The 22,523-nt window shown below is 71.9% G+C and carries 18 protein-coding genes, 1 pseudogene and 1 riboswitch; of the genes and pseudogenes, 8 read left to right on the top strand and 11 right to left on the bottom strand.

The window, feature by feature from the left end:
* Positions 1-24 precede the first annotated feature (24 nt).
* A complete protein-coding gene (gene ileS, locus ABD329_RS07525; protein ID WP_198277284.1) occupies positions 25-3,135 on the bottom strand; it encodes an isoleucine--tRNA ligase in 3,111 nt (1,036 codons plus the stop codon).
* Between the two features lie 297 nt (positions 3,136-3,432).
* On the opposite strand from ileS, the pseudogene ABD329_RS07520 reads away from it, so the two are divergent.
* The 3 genes and pseudogenes from ABD329_RS07520 to metE all read left to right on the top strand — a co-directional run.
* Positions 3,433-3,546: pseudogene (locus tag ABD329_RS07520) on the top strand (AraC family transcriptional regulator); the annotation flags it as partial.
* Positions 3,547-3,694: 148 nt separating this feature from the next.
* The gene (locus ABD329_RS07515; protein ID WP_198277283.1) at positions 3,695-3,904 is read left to right on the top strand and encodes a hypothetical protein; all 210 of its coding nucleotides are present in this window, start codon (positions 3,695-3,697) and stop codon (positions 3,902-3,904) included.
* Between the two features lie 67 nt (positions 3,905-3,971).
* Positions 3,972-4,193: riboswitch (cobalamin riboswitch) on the top strand.
* 165 nt (positions 4,194-4,358) lie between these two features.
* Positions 4,359-6,677 (top strand): 5-methyltetrahydropteroyltriglutamate--homocysteine S-methyltransferase, encoded by a 2,319-nt coding sequence (gene metE, locus ABD329_RS07510; RefSeq protein WP_198277282.1) that lies wholly within the window; start codon positions 4,359-4,361, stop codon positions 6,675-6,677.
* Here metE and ABD329_RS07505 read toward each other — a convergent pair.
* Positions 6,618-6,977, bottom strand: a complete 360-nt coding sequence (locus ABD329_RS07505) for an MmyB family transcriptional regulator (protein ID WP_344316120.1) — start codon at positions 6,975-6,977, stop codon at positions 6,618-6,620. The two genes, metE and ABD329_RS07505, sit on opposite strands and share 60 nt — an antisense overlap.
* Between ABD329_RS07505 and ABD329_RS07500 the strand changes: the two genes are divergently transcribed.
* The gene (locus ABD329_RS07500) at positions 6,964-7,416 is read left to right on the top strand and encodes a Rossmann-fold NAD(P)-binding domain-containing protein (RefSeq protein ID WP_198277294.1); all 453 of its coding nucleotides are present in this window, start codon (positions 6,964-6,966) and stop codon (positions 7,414-7,416) included. The two genes, ABD329_RS07505 and ABD329_RS07500, sit on opposite strands and share 14 nt — an antisense overlap.
* Before the next feature lie 82 nt (positions 7,417-7,498).
* Here the strand turns inward: ABD329_RS07500 and ABD329_RS07495 are convergent, their stop codons facing one another.
* Complete coding sequence (locus ABD329_RS07495; protein WP_198277281.1) at positions 7,499-8,563, bottom strand: alkene reductase; 1,065 nt, start codon at positions 8,561-8,563, stop codon at positions 7,499-7,501.
* 149 nt (positions 8,564-8,712) lie between these two features.
* Here ABD329_RS07495 and ABD329_RS07490 point away from each other — a divergent pair, with 149 nt between their 5' ends.
* Positions 8,713-9,225 carry a MarR family winged helix-turn-helix transcriptional regulator gene (locus tag ABD329_RS07490; RefSeq protein ID WP_198277280.1) on the top strand — a complete coding sequence of 171 codons (513 nt, stop codon included), beginning with the start codon at positions 8,713-8,715 and terminating at the stop codon, positions 9,223-9,225.
* Positions 9,226-9,370: 145 nt separating this feature from the next.
* Here the strand turns inward: ABD329_RS07490 and ABD329_RS07485 are convergent, their stop codons facing one another.
* Positions 9,371-9,811, bottom strand: coding sequence for an Lrp/AsnC family transcriptional regulator (locus tag ABD329_RS07485; protein ID WP_037961940.1), 441 nt, complete (start codon positions 9,809-9,811; stop codon positions 9,371-9,373).
* Positions 9,812-9,995: 184 nt separating this feature from the next.
* On the opposite strand from ABD329_RS07485, the gene ABD329_RS07480 reads away from it, so the two are divergent.
* From ABD329_RS07480 to ABD329_RS07470, 3 genes are read left to right on the top strand one after another with little or no spacing between them, the layout of a single operon-like run.
* Complete coding sequence (locus ABD329_RS07480; RefSeq protein ID WP_344316119.1) at positions 9,996-13,520, top strand: indolepyruvate ferredoxin oxidoreductase family protein; 3,525 nt, start codon at positions 9,996-9,998, stop codon at positions 13,518-13,520.
* A gap of 53 nt (positions 13,521-13,573) precedes the next feature.
* Entirely contained in the window at positions 13,574-14,713 is a 1,140-nt protein-coding gene (locus ABD329_RS07475) for an acyl-CoA dehydrogenase family protein (protein ID WP_198277775.1), read from the top strand.
* Positions 14,714-14,773: 60 nt separating this feature from the next.
* On the top strand, positions 14,774-15,358 hold the full coding sequence (locus ABD329_RS07470; protein WP_246618536.1) for a hypothetical protein: 585 nt from the start codon (positions 14,774-14,776) through the stop codon (positions 15,356-15,358).
* Positions 15,359-15,371: 13 nt separating this feature from the next.
* On the opposite strand, the gene ABD329_RS07465 is transcribed toward ABD329_RS07470, so the two are convergent.
* From ABD329_RS07465 to ABD329_RS07435, 7 genes are read right to left on the bottom strand one after another with little or no spacing between them, the layout of a single operon-like run.
* Positions 15,372-16,289, bottom strand: a complete 918-nt coding sequence (locus tag ABD329_RS07465; RefSeq protein ID WP_198277774.1) for a MurR/RpiR family transcriptional regulator — start codon at positions 16,287-16,289, stop codon at positions 15,372-15,374.
* Between the two features lie 16 nt (positions 16,290-16,305).
* Positions 16,306-17,235 (bottom strand): phosphoglycerate dehydrogenase, encoded by a 930-nt coding sequence (locus ABD329_RS07460; RefSeq protein WP_198277773.1) that lies wholly within the window; start codon positions 17,233-17,235, stop codon positions 16,306-16,308.
* Positions 17,232-17,813 (bottom strand): glucose-6-phosphate isomerase, encoded by a 582-nt coding sequence (locus ABD329_RS07455; RefSeq protein ID WP_198277772.1) that lies wholly within the window; start codon positions 17,811-17,813, stop codon positions 17,232-17,234. The genes ABD329_RS07460 and ABD329_RS07455 overlap by 4 nt, the downstream gene beginning before the upstream one ends.
* Positions 17,810-18,772 carry a shikimate dehydrogenase gene (locus ABD329_RS07450; protein ID WP_198277771.1) on the bottom strand — a complete coding sequence of 321 codons (963 nt, stop codon included), beginning with the start codon at positions 18,770-18,772 and terminating at the stop codon, positions 17,810-17,812. The genes ABD329_RS07455 and ABD329_RS07450 overlap by 4 nt, the downstream gene beginning before the upstream one ends.
* 54 nt (positions 18,773-18,826) lie before the next feature.
* Positions 18,827-20,326, bottom strand: coding sequence for a glycerol kinase GlpK (glpK, locus tag ABD329_RS07445; RefSeq protein ID WP_198277770.1), 1,500 nt, complete (start codon positions 20,324-20,326; stop codon positions 18,827-18,829).
* Positions 20,327-20,330: 4 nt separating this feature from the next.
* Entirely contained in the window at positions 20,331-21,425 is a 1,095-nt protein-coding gene (locus ABD329_RS07440) for a zinc-dependent dehydrogenase (protein ID WP_198277769.1), read from the bottom strand.
* A complete protein-coding gene (locus ABD329_RS07435; protein ID WP_198277768.1) occupies positions 21,422-22,510 on the bottom strand; it encodes a galactitol-1-phosphate 5-dehydrogenase in 1,089 nt (362 codons plus the stop codon). The genes ABD329_RS07440 and ABD329_RS07435 overlap by 4 nt, the downstream gene beginning before the upstream one ends.
* Positions 22,511-22,523: the final 13 nt, after the last annotated feature.

The raw sequence follows: 22,523 nt of genomic DNA, 5'->3' as shown, positions 1-22,523 counted from the left end.
TGTCAGGGCCGGGTCAGAGCCGGATCAGAGCCTGTCGATGCGCACCCGGACCGCGGTGCCGTCGCCGATGACGCCCTCGTGACCGGCGTCCGCGAGGGGGCCGTACGTCAGGCGCTCGGCCAGGGTCTCGGCCGTCAGCAGCGCGTCATGGGCCCGGATCCGTGCCGCCACCTCGTCGGGCAGCTCGACGCTCAGCACGATGCGGTCGGAGACGTCGAGGTCGGCCGCGCGGCGTGCCTGCTGCACCACGCGCACCAGGTCGCGTGCCGCGCCCTCGGCCGCCAGCTCCTCGGTCACCTCGACATCGAGCACGATCAGCCCCGCTCCGCCGGGCAGCGCGGCGACGGCGCCCGGTCCGTCGGCGGCGAGCCGCAGCTCGTACTCCCCGGCGAGCAGTTCCCGCCCCGCCGCCACGACGTTTCCGTCCCCGTTCGTGGTCCAGTCGTCGGTGGCGGCGGCGCGGATGACCTCCTGCACCGCCCCGCCGAGGCGGGGGCCGCACTTGCGGGGGTCGACGGTCAGCCGCATCCGGCCGTGGGCGGAGACATCGGTGGTGAGCGCCACGTCCTTGACGTTGAGCTGATCGCGCAGCAGCCCGGTGTAGGGCTCCAGCGCGGGGGCGTCGGGGTCGGCGATCACCAGCCGCGCCAGGGGCAGCCGCAGCCGCAGCCGGTGGCTCTTGCGCTGGCCGAGCGCGGTCGAGGCGACCTCGCGCACCCGGTCCATCACCCGCACCAGCTCCGGGTCGGACGGCAGTTCCGCCGCCGAGGGCCAGGTGGTCAGGTGCACCGACCGGCCGCCGGTCAGCCCGCGCCAGATCCGCTCGGTGAGGAGCGGCAGCAGCGGCGCCATCAGGCGGCACAGCACTTCGAGCGCGGTGTGCAGGGTGTCCACGGCCGCGCGGTCCCCGGCGGTGAACCGGTCGCGGGAGCAGCGGATGTACCAGTTGGTCAGCACATCGAGGTGGTCCCGCAGCGCGGAGCAGGCGCGCGAGAGGTCGTAGTCGTCCATCGCGCGGGTGGTCAGCTCGACCAGGTCACGGGTCTTGGCCAGCAGATAGCGGTCCAGCGGATGGCCGGCGTCCGTGCGGACGCGGCCCTCGGTGTCGCCCGCGTACAGGGTCAGGAAGTGCCAGGCGTTCCACAGCGGCAGCAGCACCTGGCGCAGGGCCTCCCTGCTGCCGGCCTCGGTGACCTCGAGGTCCCGGGCGCGCAGCAGGGGTGAGCTCATGAGGAACCAGCGCATGGCGTCGGAGCCGTCGCGGGCGAAGACGTCGTTGACGTCCAGGTAGTTGTTGCGCGCCTTGGACATGGCCTGGCCGTCGTGGCCGAGCACCACACCGAGCACGGTGCAGTTGGCGAAGGCCGGGCGGTCGAACAGCGCGGTCGACATGACGTGCATGTTGTAGAACCAGCCGCGGGTCTGGGCGTAGTACTCGACCACGAAGTCGCCCGGGGAGTGGCGCTCGAACCACTCGGCGTTCTCGAAGGGGTAGTGCACCTGCGCGAACGGCATGGAGCCGGTCTCGAACCAGCAGTCCAGCACCTCGGGCACCCGCAGCATCACCGACCGACCCGACGGGTCGTCGGGGTTGGGGCGGGTCAGCTCGTCGATGTACGGACGGTGCAGATCGCCCGGCCGTACGCCGAAGTCGCGCTCGATCTCGTCCAGGGAGCCGTACACATCGACCCGGGGGTGGGCCGGGTCGTCCGACACCCACACCGGGATGGGGGCGCCCCAGTAGCGGTTGCGGGAGATGTTCCAGTCCTTGGCGCCGCGCACCCAGTTGCCGAACTGGCCGTCGCGCACGTGCTCGGGGGTCCAGCTGATCCGCTCGTTGAGTTCGAGCATCCGGGTGCGGAGCCGGGTGACGGCGACGAACCAGGTGGCGATGGCGTGTTGCAGCAACTGGCTGCCGCAGCGCCAGCAGTGCGGCCGGGAGCGGGTGTGCGGCCGGCTGTTCAGCAGCGCGCCGCTCGTCTCCAACAGGCGGAGCACGGTTCCGGTGGACTCCAGCACCGGGGCCCCGGCGCACGGCGGCACCTCGTCGGTGTAGCGGCCGGCGGAGTCTACCGGGTACGTCCGGCCGATGCCCTCCTCGGTGGCGAGGGCGTGGTCCCGCTCGTCGAAACACGGGGTGACGGCCACCGCGCCGGTGCCCTCGTCGGTGTCCACGAAGCGCTCCGCCACCACGACGTGGCTGTCGTCGGCGGTGCCGGAGAAGTCGAACAGCGGTGTGTAGTGGCGGCCGGCCAGCTCGGCGCCACTGTGCCGGGCGACCACGGAGCCGCCACCCAGCAGCTCGGCGTGGGCGTCGAGCCGGTCGGCCGCCACCACCAGGCGCCGCCCGCCGCTCTCCACCACGGCGTACTCGGCCTCGGGGTGCACGGCCACCGCCGTGGCGCCCGGCAGCGCCCAGGGCTGCTCGGACTCCACCAGCAGCAGCTCGCCGCCGTCCAGCGGCACGCCCACGACCACGGTGGTGCCCGGCACCTCGCGGTGGGTGTCGCTGCCGTCGATACGGCCGCTGCTCTCGGCGTTGGCCAGCGGGGTCTCGCAGTGCGCGCAATACCAGGAAACCGAATGTCCCTGATAGATCAGCCCCTTGTCCCACATGGTCTTGAACGCCCACATGACGCTCTCCATGTAGTCCAGGTCATGGGTCTTGACGGATTCGTCGAAATCGACCCAGCGGGCCTGCCGATTGACGTAGTCGCGCCACTCGCCGGTATAGCGCATCACCGTCGTACGGCACACCTCGTTGAACCGCTCGACGCCCATGCGCTCGATATCGGACTTGGCGGTGATGCCGAGTTGCTTTTCGGCGTCGAGTTCCGCGGGCAGCCCGTGCGAGGTCCAGCCGAAGCGCCGTTCGACCTTGCGGCCGCGCATGGTCTGATAGCGCGGCACCACGTCCTTCGCGTAACCGGCCAGCAGATGCCCGTAGTGCGGCAGGCCATTGGCGAACGGCGGCCCGTCGTAGAACACGAATTCTTCGGCGTTTTCGGCTTTTCGCGCGTCCACGGTCTCCTGGAAGATGTGGTTCTTCGCCCAGTAGTCCAGGACGTCGAGTTCGACCTCGGGAAAATGCGGTCTCGCGGGTACGCCATCGGCCCCGGCCATCGGATATGCCATCGCTCAGTAAACCTCGCAGGGTCGGCCCGCAGTGCAGTGAGGGCCGACTCTAACGAGCGGACGGGCAATGCCCGGTAATCGCGAAAACATGGCATGCGCGCCGATGGCGCCGCGCGATTACCCGGCGATTCCCTCACACTGGCCGGAATCGGAACGGCAGCGAGAGCGGGGCGGTGCTGTACGGGCAGCGGGAGCCGGTCCGTACGGTGCTCATCGACGGCGTCGAGCGCACCCCCCCGCGCCACCGCCGTCAGCAGCGGCCCGGACCACCATGTGGCGGTGGTCATCAGCTCGGGCGGGCATCCGGTGCTCCAGGCGCTGGCCCGGGACGCCTTCCGGCCGCTGTCGGTGGCCGAGCACGCCGCCCGGCACGGCATGACACCGGCCGAACTGCGCACCGCGGTACGGCGGACGAGGCACGGCTCGGCGGCGGGTGATGTGACAGCGGGTGACGTGTTACCCCATTGGGGGGACGTTGGGCCGCAATCCGCCCGACAAAGGGGCACCATGCATGCGAAGCCGGTCATTTCCGGCCGCTCATCCCCAGCAAGGAGTTCCCATGCGTATGCGGACCGCCCTCTCTGCGCTTGCTCTCACCGCAGCGTCCCTCGCCGTCGGCGCGACCGGTGCCGTCGCGGAGGACGACCCCGATGTCACCGTCAACAACACCAGCAGCACGACCTTCCCCGGCGTATGCGCCAGCAATCAGTTCTCCTTCATCACCGTCCCGGTCGGCCTGGGGAGCCAGTCGGACTCCAGCTCGTGCTGAGCCCCCGCCCCGCGAACCCGTGAGGCACGGACCCCCGGCCGACGCGGCCGGGGGTTTCCCATGCCGTAGGCTGGCTGGTGCAGCTGGTTCGCCCCGCCCGCCAGGCGGGAGGCGTCGCAAGAGGGAACCCGGTGGGAATCCGGGACTGCCCCGCAGCGGTGAGCGGGAACGACCGCCGTCATACGCACTGGGTCCGACGTACCGGGTCTGGGAAGCGACGGCCAGTAGGTGTCCTCCTGGGGAGGGCGCGCCCGTGAGTCCGAAGACCTGCCATCTGCCCGTGTACGGACCATCCGTGCGCGGACATCCCGGTGACCTCGAGGGCGGGTCGGCGAACACACCAGGCGGATGACCGTGCCGTACCGCGCGGGGTCGTTTCCGCCCGGTCCGTCACCCTTCGCGCTCTCCTCCCCTCGCCGGGATCTCAGGGATCCATCTCGCGAAGGAGATCTCCGTGACAGCGAAGTCCGCAGCCGCGGCGGCACGGGCGACCGTGTACGGCTACCCCCGCCAGGGCCCGAACCGGGAACTGAAGAAGGCGATCGAGGGCTACTGGAAGGGCCGCGTCACCGCCGACGCCCTCCGCGTCACCGCCGCCGAGCTGCGCCGGAGCAACTGGCAGCAGCTCGCCGACGCCGGTATCCACGAGGTGCCGACGGGTGACTTCTCCTACTACGACCATGTACTGGACACCACCGTCATGGTCGGCGCCATCCCCGACCGCCACCGGAACGCCGTCGCCGCCGACCCGCTCGAGGGGTACTTCGCGATGGCCCGGGGCACACAGGACGTGGCGCCGCTGGAGATGACCAAGTGGTTCGACACCAACTACCACTACCTGGTCCCGGAGCTGGGTCCGGACACGGTGTTCGCGGCCGACTCCGCCAAGCAGGTCGCCGAGCTCAAGGAGGCCCTCGCGCTCGGGCTGACCGCGCGGCCGGTCCTCGTGGGCCCCGTCACCTACCTCCTGCTCGCCAAGCCCGCGCCCGGCGCGCCCGCCGGCTTCGAGCCGCTCACCCTCCTGGACCGCCTCCTTCCGGTGTACGCCGAGGTCCTGGCCGATCTGCGGGCGGCCGGTGCCGAGTGGGTGCAGCTGGACGAGCCGGCGCTGGTCCAGGACCGCACCCCGGCCGAGCTGAACTCGGCCGGCCGCGCCTACCGCGACCTCGGCGCCCTCACCGACCGCCCGAGGCTGCTGGTCGCCTCGTACTTCGACCGCCTCGGCGAGGCGCTGCCGGTGCTGGCCAAGGCCCCGGTCGAGGGGCTGGCGCTGGACTTCACCGAGGCCGCGGCGGCGAATCTGGACGCGCTGGCCGCCGTCGGCGGGCTGCCCCGCAAGCGGCTGGTCGCCGGTGTCGTCAACGGCCGCAACATCTGGGTCAACGACCTGGAGAAGTCCCTGACCACGCTCGGCACCCTGCTGGGCCTGGCGGACCGGGTCGACGTGGCCGCCTCCTGCTCGCTGCTGCACGTCCCCCTCGACACCACGGCCGAGCGGGACATCGAACCGCAGATCCTGCGCTGGCTGGCCTTCGCCCGGCAGAAGACCGCGGAGATCACCACCCTCGCCAAGGGCCTGGCCCGCGGCACCGGCGCGATCACCGCCGAACTGGCCGCGAACCGGGCCGACCTCGCCTCCCGCGCGGGCTCCCCCATCACCCGCGACCCGGCCGTCCGCGCCCGCGCCGCCGCGGTCACCGAGGCCGACGGCCGCCGCTCCCAGCCCTACGCCGAACGCACCGCGGCCCAGCGCGCCCACCTCCGCCTGCCGCTGCTGCCGACCACCACCATCGGCTCCTTCCCGCAGACCGGCGAACTGCGCACAGCACGCGCCGACCTGCGCGGGGGCCGGATCGACACCGCCGGCTACGAGGAGCGCGTCAAGGCCGAGATCCAGGAGGTGATCTCCTTCCAGGAGAAGACCGGCCTGGATGTGCTGGTGCACGGCGAGGCCGAGCGCAACGACATGGTCCAGTACTTCGCCGAACAGCTCACCGGCTACCTGGCCACCCAGCACGGCTGGGTCCAGTCCTACGGCACCCGCTACGTCCGCCCGCCGATCCTGGCCGGCGACATCTCGCGCCCCGAGCCGATGACCGTGCGGTGGACGGGCTACGCGCAGTCCCTCACCGACCGCCCGGTCAAGGGCATGCTCACCGGCCCGGTCACCATGCTCGCCTGGTCCTTCGTCCGCGACGACCAGCCCCGCGGCGACACCGCCCGCCACGTCGCCCTCGCCCTGCGCGACGAGGTCAACGACCTGGAGGCGGCCGGAACCTCGGTCATCCAGGTGGACGAACCCGCGCTGCGCGAGACCCTGCCCCTGCGCACCGCCGACCGGCCCGCCTACCTGGCCTGGGCAACCGAGGCCTTCCGCCTCACCACCGGCGGCGTGCGCCCCGACACCCAGATCCACACCCATATGTGCTACGCCGAGTTCGGCGACATCGTCCAGGCGATCGACGACCTCGACGCCGACGTCATCAGCCTGGAGGCCGCCCGCTCCCATATGCAGGTGGCCCGCGAGCTCGCCGCCCACGGCTATCCGCGCGAGGCCGGGCCCGGGGTGTACGACATCCACTCCCCGCGCGTGCCCAGCGCGGAGGAGGCCGCCGAACTGCTGCGGACCGGGCTGAGGGCCATCCCCGCCGAACGGCTGTGGGTCAACCCCGACTGCGGCCTGAAGACCCGCGGCTGGCCGGAGACCCGCGCCTCACTCGCGCATCTGGTCACCGCGGCCCGTACGGTCCGCGGTGAGCTGCCCGCGTCCTGACCCGGAAGAGCGGCCGGGGCCGGTGACGCGCAGCAGGTCCAGCTTGCCCGCGTCGCCGCTTCCGGTCGCCGCCGTGTAGGTGACCATGCGCAGATCCGCGCCGGGGACGATGAGCACATCGCAGTCGGGCAGGATGTCGCCGATCTCCGGATGCCGGATCGTCTTGCGGTCGGAGGTGTGCTGGGCGGCGGTGGCCCAGTGATGGGCGAAGACCTCGGACCCCGTCCGTAGTTCCCGCACCAGACGGGCCAGCCCCGCGTCGGCGGGGTAGCGGGAGACGGCGTCCTTGAGGTCGGCCACGATCGAGGTTTCGAAGGACGGAGAGCCCGGCCAGCTCGGCGAGCTCCTCGCGGCGCAGCCCCGGGGCGCGACCAACGCGCTGACCGAGTCCCCCGACGGGTACGAGGCCACCTTCGCCGTCAACGTACTGGCCAACCACCTCTTCGTCCGGGTGCTCCAGGACCATTTCGCCGCGCCCGCCCGGATCGTGATCACCGTCAGCGACACCCACTTCGGGGACTTCAAGCACAACATGGGCATGGTGCCGGGGCCCGTCTGGAACTCCCCCGATGTGCTGGCCCGTCCGGGCGCCTTCGCCAAGCCGTCCGGCACGGCGGGCGGGCGCACCGCGTACTCGACGAGCAAGCTGGCCGCCATCCACCTCGTGCACGAGTACGCACGGAGGCTTCCGGCCGGGCTCGACGCCATCGCGTACAACCCCGTCCGAGGAGTCCTATGACCCGCGGCGCGAGCGCGAACTGCGGGACGCCGTCGAGCGGTTCACCGTGACCCACACGCCCTGAGCGGCCTCGCGCACCCCCTCAGCCGTTCAGTTTCGGGTAGTCGATGTACCCCTTGTCGGTGCCGCCGTAGTAGGTCGTCCCGTCCGGTGTGTTGTACGGCCCGCCCGCGCGCAGCCGGGCCGGCAGGTCCGGGTTGGCGAGGAAGAGCGCCCCGAAGGACAGCATGTCGGCCGTGCCGTCCTCGATGAGCGCCAGCTCCTCCTCGCTGGTGAACCCGTCCGTCGCGGGGTTGAGGATGAGGGTTCCCGAGAACTCCTTGCGGAGGATGCCGGTCAGCTCGCGGGAGTCCTCGACCAGGTGCAGATAGGCGGGGCCGGTCCCGTTCAGGCGACGGATCAGCTGGACGTAGGTGGCCTCGAGGTCGGGCTCCTCGATGCCGTTGTAACGGATCCCGGGCGAGATCCGTATCCCCGTGCGGCGCGCTCCGATGACCGCCGACACGGCCGCGACCACCTCGACCGCGAACCGGATCCGGCCCTCGGTCGATCCACCCCACTCATCGGTGCGCAGATTGGAGCTGGGGGCCAGGAACTGGTGGATCAAGTAGCCGTAGGCGGCGTGCAGTTCGACCCCGTCGAACCCCGCCTCGACGGCGTTGCGTGCCGCCTGGGCGAAGTCCGCGATCGTCTCCCGCACCTCCTGGGAGGTCAGCTCGCGCGGGGTGGTGAAGTCCTTCATCCCGTCGACGGTGAACAGCCTGCCGGGTGCGGCGACGGCCGAGGGGGCGACCTGGACCAGCCCCTCGGGCAGCAGGCCGGGGTCGCCGACCCTGCCGACGTGCGAGATCTGGGCGAAGACCGTCCCGCCCTCGGCGTGCACCGCGTCGGTGACGCGGCGCCAGGCGGCGATCTGCTCGGCGCTGTGCAGCCCCGGGGTGTGGGGGAAGCCCTGGCCGACCACGGACGGCTGTGACCCCTCCGTGATGATCAGCCCGGCCGTGGCCCGCTGTGCGTAGTACGTGGCCATGGATTCGGTGGCCGTATTGCCGGGCCCGAAGGCACGGGCACGGCCCATGGCGGGCATGACCAGGCGATTGCGGAGCCGCAGCCCGGCAAGGTCGATCGGCTCGAAGGGTGTGGACACAACGGCTCCCGGGGTCGATGGGGCATGACGGTCGAGGACGCACAACAGTCGGCAACGGGATCATTGGGCAGCCAATGACCTCGCGGCGGAGCCACCATAACCCATTCATTGGGTGGCCAATGATTGGTCGGCCACGATAGCCTTGCCCCATGACCACAGAGCTCCCGCACATCGGCGCGACGGAGGTCGGGCCCACCGGCGCCACGGAGGCCGGATCCGGCGGCCACGTCAGTCAGACCCTGGCGCGGGTGTCCCGCCTGCACCGCCTCGCCGGGGGCAGGCTGCTGCGCCCGACCGGTCTCTGCTCCGGCCAGGAATTCCTGATGATGACCCTGTGGGACGCGGGGCCGGTCCGGCAGTCGGAGCTGGCGAGGGCGCTCGACCTGGACCCGTCGACGGTGACGCTGATGCTGCGGCGGCTGGAGCAGGGCGGGCATGTCACCCGGGCCCGCGATCCGCAGGACCGGCGCGTCATGCTCGTCCGGGCCTCGGAGCGGAGCTACGCCCTGCGGCCCAAGGTCGCGGAGACCTGGGCGCGGCTGGAGGAGCACATCCTGGACGGGCTCGACGACGGGGAGCGCGAGGCCTTCGCCAGGATCCTCACGAAGGTCGAGAAGAACCTCGCCGCGGATGAAGGAGAAGAGGGCCCCGAGCGCTCCTAGGAGTGTCCGGCGGACCATGCGACGGAGCCGCATGGCAGGGGCTTCGCCCCCGGCCAGGGGTCTGGGACGGAGCCCCCGTTGTGGGAAGGGGCGGGGAGGGGAGCGGCCCGCCGCAGGCGTCAGGATCCGTCGGGCACCCCCTGGGTCAGGCGTGGCGTGTCCACGAGCCCAGCACCATCAGCGTCTTGGTTCCGGTGACCAGGCCGACGCGCCGCAGACCGTCGATGACCTGCTGAAGGTGCTCGATGTCCCGCACCCGGACGTGCACCAGCGCGTCGGGGTCACCAGCGATGGTGAAGACGGCCTGCACCTCGGGAACCGTGTAGCAGGTGCGGACGATCTCCCCGACCGGTGTCGTACCGGTGTAGGACAGCTCCACGAACGCCTCGATGCCCCAGCCGAGCTTGGTGTGGTCGATCTGCACCGTGAAGCCCTTGATCACCCCGGTGTCCTTGAGCCGGTCCACCCGGCGCTTGACCGCGGCCACCGACAGTCCCACCTCGGGTGCCATCTCCGAGAAGGTGCGCCGCCCGTCCTCGCGCAGCATGCGCAGCAACTGCCGGTCCACATCGTCGAACTCGGGCATCGGCCCTCCACTCCGCGCCGCGCACGCCCGTGCGGCCCCACAGCGCGCGCAAACTCTTTTAGTCGGCACCGCGAATATCTTCGGCAGTTTGCGTCTTCTCCCGGATCGGCCGCAAGTTACTTGTGCTCCTCCGGTGGGTGTTGCTGTCCTTGAGCCGGACCCCAGATACGCCGAGGAGGCTCACGTGAGCACCGACCCCGCCGCGGTTTCGCTCGACGACCCCTACACGGCCCGCGGCGGCCGTGTGCTGATCTCCGGCATCCAGGCCCTGGTCCGGCTCACCCTCGAACAGCGCAGGCTGGACGAGGCGCGCGGCCTGGACACCCGCGCGTTCGTCTCCGGCTATCCGGGCTCACCGCTGGGCGGAGTCGATCTGGAGCTGGACCGGGCACGCCGCTTCCTCGACCCCGCCGGTGTGGTGTTCCGGCCCGGGCTCAACGAGGAGCTGGCCGCCACCGCCGTGGCCGGGACACAGCTGCTGGGACAGGTGCCCGGACGCCGCCACGAGGCGGTGACCGGGTTCTGGTACGGCAAGAACCCCGGTCTCGACCGCGCGGCCGACGCGATGCGGCACGGGACGGTGGCCGGTACGGCGGCGCTGGGCGGCGCGGTGGCCTGGATCGGCGACGACCCCGGGAGCAAGTCCTCGACCGTGCCCAGCTCCTGCGAGCCGATGTGCCAGAGCCTGGCCATGCCCCTGCTCGCGCCCGGCTCCGTACCCGAGATCCTCGAACTTGGGCTGCACGCCGTGGCCCTGTCCCGGGTCACCGGCCTCTGGGCCGGGCTGAAGATCGTCGCGGATATCGCGGACGCCTCGGCGGTCGTCGACCTGGACGCGCTCCGGCCCGACATCCCCGCCCCGCCCGCCGCCCCGCGCGGCGCGCCGCCCACCCTGGTCGGCCCCGCGTCCCTGGACGCCGAGCACGACATGCTCACCCGCCGGCTGGACCTGGCGCGCGCCTACGCCCGCGAGGCCGGGCTGAACCGCATCACCTTCAGCGCCGCGCACGCCACCCTGGGCGTGGTGGCGTCCGGTACTTCGTACGCCGTGGTGCGGCGCGCCCTGGCCGATCTCGGTATCGGCGAGGCAGACATGGAGGCCCTCGGTATCCGGCTGATCCGGCTGGCGATGCCGTTCCCCCTCTGCGACGAGGACCTGGTGGCCATGACCGGCGATCTGGACCAGGTCCTGGTGGTCGAGGACAAGGTGCCCTTCCTCGAAGGGCACCTCAAGGCGGCCCTGTACGGCAGCGCCGACGCGCCCGTGGTGGTCGGCCGCCGCGGCGAGAACGGCCGTCCGTTGCTCACCGCCCGCGGCACCCTCGGCGCCGAGGACGTGGCCAAGGCCCTGGCCCAGCGCATCGGCCAGGACCGGCTGCCGCGGACCGCGACCGCCCGGCTGGCCTCGCTGGCACCGCCGCCCGCGCCCCGGATCGCGCTGCCCACCGTGTCGGCGCGCACTCCCTACTTCTGCTCCGGCTGCCCGCACAACACCTCCACCCGCACCGCCGATGACACCCTCGTCGGCGCGGGCATCGGCTGCCACGCCATGATCGCCCTCGATGGCGCGGGCCGCGGCCACCAGATCGGGCTGACCCAGATGGGCGGCGAGGGCGCGCAGTGGATCGGCCTGGCCCCGTTCACCGACGACCGGCACTTCGTGCAGAACCTCGGTGACGGCACCTTCCACCACTCCGGCTCCCTGGCCATCCGCGCGGCGGTCGCCGCGGGCGTGACCATGACGTACAAGCTCCTCTACAACGACGCCGTCGCGATGACGGGCGGTCAGCGGCCGGAGGGGCGGCTGGACGTCCCGGCGCTGACCCGCTGGCTCGCCCTGGAGGGTGTGCGGAGGGTCGTGGTGACCACCGCGGCACCGGCCGACTACCGCGGTGTACGCCTCGACCCGATCGCCACGGTGCGCCACCGCGACGATCTGCCCGAGGCCGAGAAGGAGCTGGCCGCCACCGACGGCGTGACCGTGCTCATCCATGACGACCGCTGCGCCGCGGAGGAGCGCCGGCTGCGCAAGCGCGGTCAGCTGCCCACCCCCGCCGAGAAGGTGGTCATCAACGAGCGGGTCTGTGAGGGCTGCGGCGACTGCGGGGACGTGTCCACGTGTCTGTCGGTGCAGCCCGTGGACACCACCTTCGGCCGCAAGACCCGGATCCACCAGGCGTCCTGCAACTCCGACTTCAGCTGCCTGAAGGGCGACTGCCCCTCCTTCCTCCTCGTCGAGCCGAAGAAGGCGAAGACGAAGGCAAAGGCGAAGGCGAAGGGCGAGCGGCCCCGTGCGATCCCCCAGCCGCCCGTTGCGCTGGCCGCGCCCACTCCGGCGGTGGCCGGGGACAGCACACTGCTGCGGATGCCCGGCATCGGCGGCACCGGCGTCGTGACCGTCTCACAGATGCTCCAGCGGGCCGCCCATCTCGACGGCCGCTACGCGGCCGGACTGGAACAGACGGGGCTGGCCCAGAAGGGCGGACCCGTCGTCAGTGACGTGCGGATCTCCGCCACTCCGGTCACCGGTGCCGTGCGCGCCTCCCGCGCCACCGCGGACGTGCTCATCGGCTTCGATCTGCTCGGGGCTGCCGCCGACGCCAATCTGCGCATCGCCCGCCCCGGCCACACCATCGCCGTCGTCAACTCCGCCATCGTCCCCACCGCGGCCATGGTGACCAACCGGGTCGTCGTGCCCGGCTCCCCGGACGACGCCCTGGAGCGGATCGAGTCGGCCACCCGCCCCGGGGACAACCTCTACCTCGACGCGCAGAGCATGGCCGAGGCCCTGTTCGGCGACCACATGCCGACCAATATGCTCCTCGTGGGAGCCGCCTTCCAGCGCGGCTGCGTCCCGCTGACGGAAGACGCCATCGAGGGCGCGATCCGCCTGGGCGCCGCCGTGGAGAAGAACCTCGCGGCCTTCCGCTGGGGGCGCGCCGCCGCCCTCGACCCCGAGGCCGTACGGCGTGCGCTGGCCGCACCGGAGCGGCCGGTCCTGGAGGTCACACCCGAGGCGCGCACCGTCGCGGCCACCGCCGCCGGGCCCGGAACGCTCCAGGACACCGTCGCCCTGCGCACCGCCGACCTGATCGCCTATCAGGACCGGGCCTACGCCGAGCGGTACGCCACCGAGGTGGAGCGGGTGGCCGCGACGGCCCGGCGGCGGGCCGGTGACGAGGCGGGCGAGCGCATCGCCGTCGCCTACGCCGAGGGGCTGCACAAGCTCATGGCCTACAAGGACGAGTACGAGGTGGCCCGGCTGCATCTGGACACCGTGGAACGGGCCAGGGTCGCGGACGAGTTCGGTGCCGATGCCGACGTGTCCGTCCTGCTGCACCCTCCGGCGCTGCGCGCGCTGGGCATGAAGCGCAAGATCCGGCTCCGCCGCACCGCCCCCGCCCTCTTCTCGCTCCTCCGCGCCCTGCGGCGGCTGCGGGGCACCCGGCTGGACCTCTTCGGATACGCCGAGGTCCGCCGCCAGGAGCGGGCGCTGATCGAGGAGTACCCGCGCCTGGTCAGCGACGCCCTGGCCCGGCTGACGCCCGGCAACGCCGCGGCCGTGGAGGATCTGGTGCGGCTCGTCGAGGCCGTCCGCGGCTACGAGGACATCAAGCTGGCCCGGGTCGAGGAGTTCCGCGCCACGGCCCGCGCGGCCCTGGACGATCTGACCGCCACCGCCGACGCCCCCGCGGCCGTCTCCGTCTGACCCCGGCCCTCGGCACACCGCCTCGCCCCGTCCGCAGCACAGGAGCGCCCCTCATGCCCGTCGACCGTCTGCTTCCCACCCGTGAGGCCGAGGATCTGCTCGACCTCGTCCGCGAGATCGCCGACAAGGAGCTCGCCCTCCGCGTCGACGAGCACGAACGCACCGAGACCTACCCCGAGGGCCTGTTCCGCCTGCTGGGCGACGCCGGGCTGCTGGGTCTGCCCTACCCGGAGGAGTTCGGCGGGGGCGGCCAGCCCTACGAGGTCTACCTCCAGGTGCTGGAGGAGCTGGCCGCGCGCTGGGCCGCCGTCGCCATCGCCACCAGCGTCCACACCCTCGCGGCCTTCCCCCTGCTCACGTTCGGCACCGCCGGGCAGCGCGAACGCTGGGCGGAGGACATCCTCGGCGGCCGGCTCATCGGCGGGTACAGCCTGTCCGAGCCCCAGGCCGGATCCGACGCGGCGGCCCTGACCTGCCGCGCCGAGAAGGCCCCCGACGGCTACCGGATCAACGGCGCCAAGGCGTGGATCACCCATGGCGGCAAGGCGGACTTCTACGCCCTGTTCGCCCGCACCGGCCCCGGCAGCGACGGCATCTCCTGCTTCTTCGCGCCCGGCCACACCGACGGCCTCAGCTTCGGCCGGCCCGAGGAGAAGATGGGTCTGCACGCCATCCCCACCACCTCCGCCTTCTGGGACGATGCCCTCCTCGAAACCGACCGGCTCATCGGCGGCGAGGGCCAAGGGCTCCATATCGCCTTCCAAGCCCTGGACTCCGGCCGGCTGGGCGTCGCCGCCTGCGCCACCGGGCTCGCCCAGGCCGCCCTGGACGCCGCGGTCGGCTACGCCCATGAACGCACCGCCTTCGGCCGCAGGATCATCGACCACCAGGGGCTCGGCTTCCTGCTGGCCGACATGGCCGCCGCGGTCGACTCCGCGCGCGCCACCTATCTGGACGCGGCCCGCCGCCGTGACCACGGACGCCCGTACACCCGTCAGGCCAGCGTCGCCAAGCTGACGGCGACCGACGCCGCCATGAAGGTGACCACGGACGCCGTCCAGGTCTTCGGCGGGTACGGCTACACCCGCGACTTCCCCGTGGAGCGCTATATGCGCGAAGCGAAGATCATGCAGATCTTCGAGGGCACCAACCAGATCCAGCGGCTCATCATCAGCCGCCAACTCGCCCCCTGACCGGCCCCGTGACGGAATGTCGCACCCTGGCACGCCGGGACACCGGTCATGATGACCACCATGACATCGGTACGTGGAACGCGCGGGGCGCGAGCGCATCAGCCGGGATCAGGTCGTACGGCGGCGGTGATGATGGCGGTGCTGACCGCCCTGACCGTGGCCGGTTGCGGCGGGTCGGACACGACCGACGGGGCGCCCCCGCACCGGGGGAACCCGTCGGAGTCCCGTTCCGCACAGCCCTCGGGCAGCCCCTCCGGCGATCCCGGGGCCCCGGCGAAACCGTCGGCGTCGGCGTCGGCGGCGGACGGGCGTGACGTCGGCGCCTGCGCGGACGGCGACTGCGAGATCGTGGTGTCCGAGCGGGTGACGGTCCGCTTCAAGGGCCCGGCCGGTCCGGCGACGCTGACCGTGGACGAGATCGGTCCGAACAAGGTCACATACACGGTGAAGTCGGGCAACAACCGCTCCCGGGGCGGGGCGAGCGGCCCCGGCCAGGGGTGCCTCACCGTGCTGCGCGACCACGGCAGCAGCAACGTGTGCGGAAGGGTGAGCACCACGCGGCCGGCCGCTCAGCCGGGCGCCGTGGTGATCCTGATGGCCGCCGGGGCGGACGGCACGGCGGTCCTGCACATCGTGTCCAGGTGACCGGCCCCGCTGGTCAGCCCTCCACCGGCGGGCTTCCGGGGGAACGGGAGTGGCGGATGCCCGCCTCGTAGGTCTCCTTGAGGTGGTGGAGGGTGTCGTCGAAGTGGCGGGCGGCGTAGGTGGCGTAGAGGATGTCGATCAGCAGCAGCTGGCCCCACTTCGAGGTGACGGACTCCCCGTACAGCCCCTCCCCCGCGACGTTGGAGGTGAACAGCGGCACATCGCTGAGCTCCGCCAGCGGGCTGTCCTGGACGGAGGTGATGCCGATGGAGGTGGCCCCGGTCTGCCGGGCGAGCCGCATGGCGTCCACGATCGCGGTGGACTTGCCGGAGTCGCTGATGCCGATGAGCACGTCCCGGGGCGTCAGGATGGTGGCCAGCATGACCTGCACGCTCTGGTCGCGGTAGAGCAGACACTTCTTGCCCGCGCGGGTGAACCGCATGACCCCCTCCTCCGCGGCGATGCTGGAGGAGCCCATGCAGCAGAACACCACCGCGTCCGCTTCGTGCAGCAGATCGACGGCCCGGCTGATGGCGTCGCCGCTGACCTGCTTGGCGGTCTGGGCCAGCGTCTGACGGCTGCTGCGCTCGATCTTGCCCACGATGGCGGGGGGCTCGTCGCCGCGGAGGATGCCCTCGTAGACGAACTCCTCGTCCCGGCCGGCGGCGGCCGACCGGGTGGCGAAGGTGGCCTCGGCGAGGCTGAGGCGGAGCGAGTGATAGCTGTCCATGCCCAGCTCGCGGACGAACCGGGAGACCGTCGACTCGGCCACCCCGCACGCCGAGGCCAGCTGCGAAATGGTCATCGACTGCGCCTGCCGGGGGTGGGCCAGCAGATACTCGCCGATCTGGCGCAGGGCGCCCGGTAGGTAGGGCAGCTTGCTGGTGATGAGGTGCAGCACATTGCCGGCCTCGTCCGCCGGGACAGCCATGACTCGCTCCGTGGTCTCAGGAAGGGACGGTAAGTACCCGTAGCAGATTCTCCACGGCCGCGCGGGTGGCGCGCTCCACACTCTCCCCGGTGTACCCCCCGATATGGGGTGTGGAGATCACTCGCGGGTGGTGGAGCAGCTCCTGGGGCTCCGGCGGCTCCTGGTCGTACACATCGGTGGCGTACCCGGTGAGCCGGCCGTCCTCGAGGGCGTCGAGGACCGCGCCGTCGTCCACCAGGCTCGCGCGGGCGGTGTTGACCAGATGGGCGCCGGGCCGCATGGCCGCGAGGGCGGCCTTGTCGATCAGTGGCCGCTCCGCGGGCGGGCAGTGCAGGGTCACCGCGTCCGCGCCGGCGAGCAGGTCCTCCATCGTGGTGTACGAGAAGTCCCCGGCGGGGGTGAACTCCGGGTCGGGGAAGGCGTCGAAGGCGCGTACGGACATGCCGAGCCCGAGGCCGAGCCGGACCACCCTGCGGCCGATCTGCCCGCACCCCACGACCCCGAGGGTGCGCCCCGCCACCTCCCGGCCTTCGATCCGCTGCCAGCGGCCGGCCTTGAGCGCGGTGTCCTGCGGCGGGATGTGGCGCAGCCCGGCGAGCATGAGGGCGATGGCGAGTTCGGCGACGCCCTGCGCGTTGGCCCCGGCCGCGGTCTCGACGGCCACCCCCCGCTCGGCGGCGGCGGTCAGGTCGACGGAGTCGACTCCGACGCCGTTGCGGCTGATGACCCTGAGGCCGGGGGCCGCGGCCAGCACCTCGCGGGTGATCGGCTCGACCCCGGCGAGATAGCCCACGCACGAGGGCAGGAACCGCAGCTGCTCCTCGCGGGTGGGCTGGCGGCCGGGGGTCGGGAACAGCAGGTCGTAGCCCGCCGCCTCCAGGGCGGCCAGCGCGGGGTGGCCACCCTGGGAGAGCGAGCGTGGCGTCACGGCGATCCGGTTCGTCACCGCGCCCACTTCGGGTTGTCCACGACCGCCGGGGCGCCGTCGCGCTCCACCACGATCTTGCGGAAGCCCTTGGACTCGATGGTGCCGTAGTCGTGTCCGGCGTGGCCGGGGAAGGCGAAGAAGGTGATCAGCGGCTCGTCGGGCGAGGTGTTGATGGAGCGGTGGGCGTACCGGCCGGGGACGTAGACGCCCTGGCCGGGGGTGAATTCCTGCCACTGCACATCGCCCTCGGGGTTCTCCATCATCATCAGGCCCCGGCCGCGCAGGCAGTAGTAGATCTCGGCGGTGTCGAGCACGGAGTGGAAGTGGCCCTTGGTCATGAAGTACTCGTCACCGACCTTGCCCGGGTAGGTGATGCTGGTGCCGTAGGCCACCTCACCGGAGCTCTGGGGGACGCCCATGTCGAAGAACTCGTAGACCAGGACGTCCTCTTCGGCCAGGCGCTCCGCGGCCCGCTGGTCGGCGTACATCCCGGCCATGGCGGACATCCGGCGCTGGAGCGGCTTCCTGGTCCGGGAGAGTCCGGTGACGAGGCTGAAGTCGGTGACGACGGCGGGGCGGGGGGCGGTGGTGCTCATGCGTGCTCCTTGGTGACGTCGCGGGCGATGCGGGACAGCCGCTCGAAGACGGGGCCGTGGGTGGGGATGTCGATGTGGAAGACCTCGGCGATGACCCGGGTCCAGCCGTGGATGAAGTACAGCCAGCCGTCGACCACGCCCAGCCCGGAGGCGTCCCGCTGGGCCCGCGCCTGGTCCAGGAAGACCAGGTCGCCGCGGTAGTTGAAGTCCCAGGCGATGGCGTCGGCGGGGAACCGGGCGGCGTCGGTGAGCGGGGATCCGGGCCGGTCCTTGCCGAGTCCGGTGGCGTTGACCACGACGGAGCCGGGCGGGAGTGTGCGCAGCTGTGCGTCGTTGTCGCCCGGCTCGGGGGCGAGCCGGTAGTCGACGGGGATGGCGAAGCCGAGGCGTTCGTGGACGTCGCGCATCTCGCGCAGCCGGGCCTCGCGGCGGCCCGTGACCACGATGCGGGAGGGGACGTCGCCACCGGCCGCCGCGCGGTTGTGGAGGTACAGGGTGAGGGCGAGCGAGGAGCCGCCCGCGCCGAGCAGCAGCAGCTCGCCCCCGGTGCGGGACCAGTAGCCGTCGGGCACGATGGCCTCCAGGGCCAGGCCGCTGGTGACGGGGTCCATGGCGTGGCCCCACAGCTGGTCGCCGCGCTTGGAGACGCTGCTGACCTCGTCCAGCAGCTCGGTTTCGTGGCCGACGCCGTCGAACAGGTCGTGGGCGGCCTTGTAGAGGTTGAGCTTGTGGGTGGTGACCAGCGCGCCCAGCGAGTGCGGGTCGTGCTTGATGAAGTCGACCACCTCCCGGTAGTGCTCGGGGGTGTCGTCCAGCGGGAGGTCGATGCCCTCGATGACGGCGTCGAGGCTCAGCTCGCGCGCCCACGCCGGGAAGACCTTCATGATGGAGGACTTGGTGGTGGTGACGCCGATGAAGTACATCGTCGGGCTGGCGGCGGCGTGATACGTCCGCGGCATGTCAGTTCTCCTTCGAGCGGCCGTGCGGGGTTGAGGGCCGGGTGGGCGGCCGGGTCAGTGCTCCTCCCAGTCCCGGGCGCAGCCCACCGCCTTCTGCCAGCCCGCGTAGAGCCGGTCGGCCCGCGCCCGGTCCATCGCGCAGTCGAAGCGGCGCTCGAGCCGGAAGGTGCCGGACAGCTCGTCCCGGTCCTTCCAGAACCCGGTGGCGAGCCCGGCGAGGAAGGCCGCGCCACGGGCCGAGGACTCGATGACGGTGGGGCGCAGCACGGGGACGTCGAGGATGTCGGCCTGGAACTGCATGAGGAAGTTGTTGGCGGTGGCCCCGCCATCGACCTTGATCTCCCGCGTGGTGAGGCCCGAGTCGGCCTCCATACAGGTGATGACGTCGCGGATCTGGTAGGCGATGGACTCCAGCGTGGCCCGGATGACGTGCTTGCGGCTGGCGCCGCGGGTCAGTCCGAGGATGGCGCCCCGCGCGTACTGGTCCCAGTACGGGGCGGCGAGCCCCACGAAGGCCGGTACGACATAGACGCCGTTGGTGTCGGGGACGTTGAGGGCGGCGTACTCGGTGTCCTCGGCGTCGTAGACGATCTGGAGCTCGTCGCGCAGCCACTGGATGGAGGCGGCGGCCACGAAGATCAGCCCTTCCAGGGCGTACTCGACGCCGCCGTCCACGCCCCAGGCGATGGTGGTGAGCATGCCGCTGCCGCTGAAGACGGGGCTGTCGCCGGTGTTGAGGACCAGCGAGGCCCCGGTGCCGTACGTGGCCTTCACCGAGCCCGGGTCGAAGCACGCCTGGCCGAACAGCGCGCCCTGCTGGTCGCCGACGGCCGAGGCGACCGGGATCCGGGCGCCGAGCAGCACCGACTCCTCGGTGTGGCCGTAGACCTCGCTGGTGGGGCGCACCTCGGGGAGGATCGCACGGGGGATGTCGAGCTCGTCGAGCAGCCGCTGGTCCCAGTCAAGACGGGTGATGTCGAACAGCATGGTGCGCGAGGCGTTGGTGTAGTCGGTGACGTGTGCGGCGCCGCCGGTGAGGTTCCAGATCAGCCAGGAGTCGACGGTGCCGAAGGCGAGCTCGCCGCGCTCGGCGCGCTGCCGTGCGCCGGGCACGTTGTCGAGGATCCACTTCACCTTGGTGGCGGAGAAGTAGGCGTCGATGATCAGCCCGGTGGTCCGCTTGACGTACTCCTCCAGGCCGCGGGCCTTGAGCTCCTCGCACAGCGCGGCGGTGCGGCGGTCCTGCCACACGATGGCGTGGTGCACGGGCTCTCCGGTGGCGCGGTCCCAGATCACCACCGTCTCGCGCTGGTTGGTGACACCGATGGCGGCGATGTCCTCGGAGCCGCACTCGGCCTGGGCCAGCACCTGTTTGGCGACGGTGACCTGGGTGTTCCAGATGTCGAGCGGGTTGTGCTCGACCCAGCCGGGCTGGGGGTAGATCTGCGGGAACTCCTGGCTGGCGACCGCGGCGATGTCGCCCGCCTTGTCGAAGAGGATGGCCCGGATGCTGGTGGTACCGGCGTCGAAGGCCATGACATAGCGGTGGGTCATGGGGTCACCTGTCTTCCGCCGGGACCGCGGGGCCCGATGTGGTGGCGTGGGGGTCGCCGTGAAGCGCGACCATGGCCTTCATTCCGGCCCCGGAGGCCGCGTAGCCGAAGGCATCGTGGATCTTCTCCAGTGGGAACACCTCACTGACCAGGGGTGACAGATCGACGCGGCGCTCGCCGACCAGCCGCAGACAACGGCCGTAGTCGCCGTTGGTGGAGCCGGTCGTCCCGGTCAGGGTGAGGCCCTTGTAGTGCACCGCGTTGGTGTCGAGCGGGATGGTCCGCGCGGCGCCGAGGCCCGCGAAGTAGTTGAGCCGGCCGTGCGGGGCGAGCAGTTCGGCCGCCTGCGCCTGCACCTGGGGGTCGGACACGGCCGTGATCACCACGTCCGCGCCCCGGCCGCCGGTGTGCTCGCGCACCACCTCGGCCAGGTCCTGTTCGCGGACCCCGACACACACATCGGCACCCAGCCGGGCGGCGACGTCCAGACGGGGGCGGCCGCGGTTGGAGATGATCACCTTCCGGGCCCCGGCGAGCTTGCCGAGCAGCACGTGGAACGCGCCGATGGGGCCCGCGCCGGTGATGACCACGACGTCCTCCGGGCCCACCCGCAGCCCGCGCTGCCCGCTGTAGCAGCAGGAGAACGGCTCCACCAGGGCCGCCTCGGCGTACGAGACACCATCGGGTATCTCGAAGACGTTGCCGCGCTGGAGGGCGAAGCCGGGCACCCGCAGCAGCTCCTGGAAGCCGCCGTCGATGGTGATGCCGAACGCCTCGTAGTCCGGGCACATGTTGTTGTAGCCGTGGCGGCACATGTCGCAGCGGCCACAGCCCACGTTCGGGGTGACGGTGACCCGCATGCCCGGGTGGAACGCGGACACCCGCGGCCCGGCCGCCACCACGTCCCCCGCCACCTCGTGGCCCAGCACCCGGCGTCGCCCGTCCGGGATCTTGAAGTGGCCGTGCTTGAAGATGCGCAGGTCGGTGCCGCAGATGGAGGCCGCCCGGACCCGCACCAGCAGGTCGTCGCCGACGACGGTGGGCTCGGGCACGTCCTCGACCGCCAGCTCCCCCGGTCGGCGCAGAACGGCGGCCCTCATGCCGCACCTCCGACGACACCGGGCCGGATGAGCTCGGCCTGGGCCTGGTCGGAGACCGCGAAGACGACCTTGTTGTACCAGGTGCGGCGCTCCAGCATGTCGGCGAACATCGCCGGTGCCTCCTCCAGGCTCGGGGTGTGGCTGATGAGTGGCGCCACCTTCAGGTCGCGGCCCAGATGGTGGACCACCATGTCCCATTCACTGCGCCCGGCCGGGGTGATCCTGGAGTTCCAGGTGCCGTAGACGCGCAGCTCACGGCGGAGGATCGAGGAGACCAGGGCGCGCGGCAGGGTGAGGTCACCGGAGATGTCGCCCAGGAGCATGACCTGGCCGAGCCGGGCCGCCGCGGTGATGGCCTGGACGAGGGTGGCGGGCAGACCGCTCGCCTCCACCGCGCAGTCCACGCCCCGGCCGCCGGTCAGCTCCCGGACCGTGTCCACCGTGTCCCCGGCGGACGCGTCGATCACCGGGAAGCCGAGGTCCGCCATGACGGCGCGCTTGCGCTCGTCCACATCGGCCACGTACACCTCGTCGGCGCCCAGGATGCGCAGCCACTGGGCGGCCAGCGCCCCGATGGGCCCCGCCCCGATCACCAGCGCGGTGGCGTGGGCGGGCAGCTGGAACTTCAGCATGGCGTGCAGGGCGACCGCGGCGGGCTCCACCATGGCGGCGTGCACCAGCGGCACGTCCCGCGCCACCGGCACCAGATTGGCCTCGGGCACGTGGAGGAACTCGGCCATGGCGCCGTCGCGCCGCGACCCGTAGTAGTCGTAGCCGGAGCCCACGGCGTACTCGCCGATCTGGGTCATCGGATCCGCCGGGTCGGGCAGGAGGGGGAAGACCGCGGCACGGTCCCCCGGGCGGAAGCGGCTTCCCTCCGGGGCCTCCTCGACCACGGCGGAGAACTCATGGCCCAGGACGAGCGGATAGTGATACGCCTTCCCGCGGCCGTACCTCAGCACGTCCGAGCCGCAGACGCCCACACCGCCGACGCGGACGAGGACGGAGCGGTCGCCCACCGGCGCGGGGGCGGGGATGTCGGTGAGGGTGAGGACGCCCTCGGATCGCAGTACTGCTGCCTTCATCGCTCGGTCCGCC

Source organism: Streptomyces javensis (assembly GCF_039525925.1).
GTDB lineage: Bacteria > Actinomycetota > Actinomycetes > Streptomycetales > Streptomycetaceae > Streptomyces > Streptomyces asiaticus.
The sequence above is the reverse complement of the archived record's forward strand: the minus strand, read 5'-3'. Positions and strand labels throughout refer to the sequence as shown.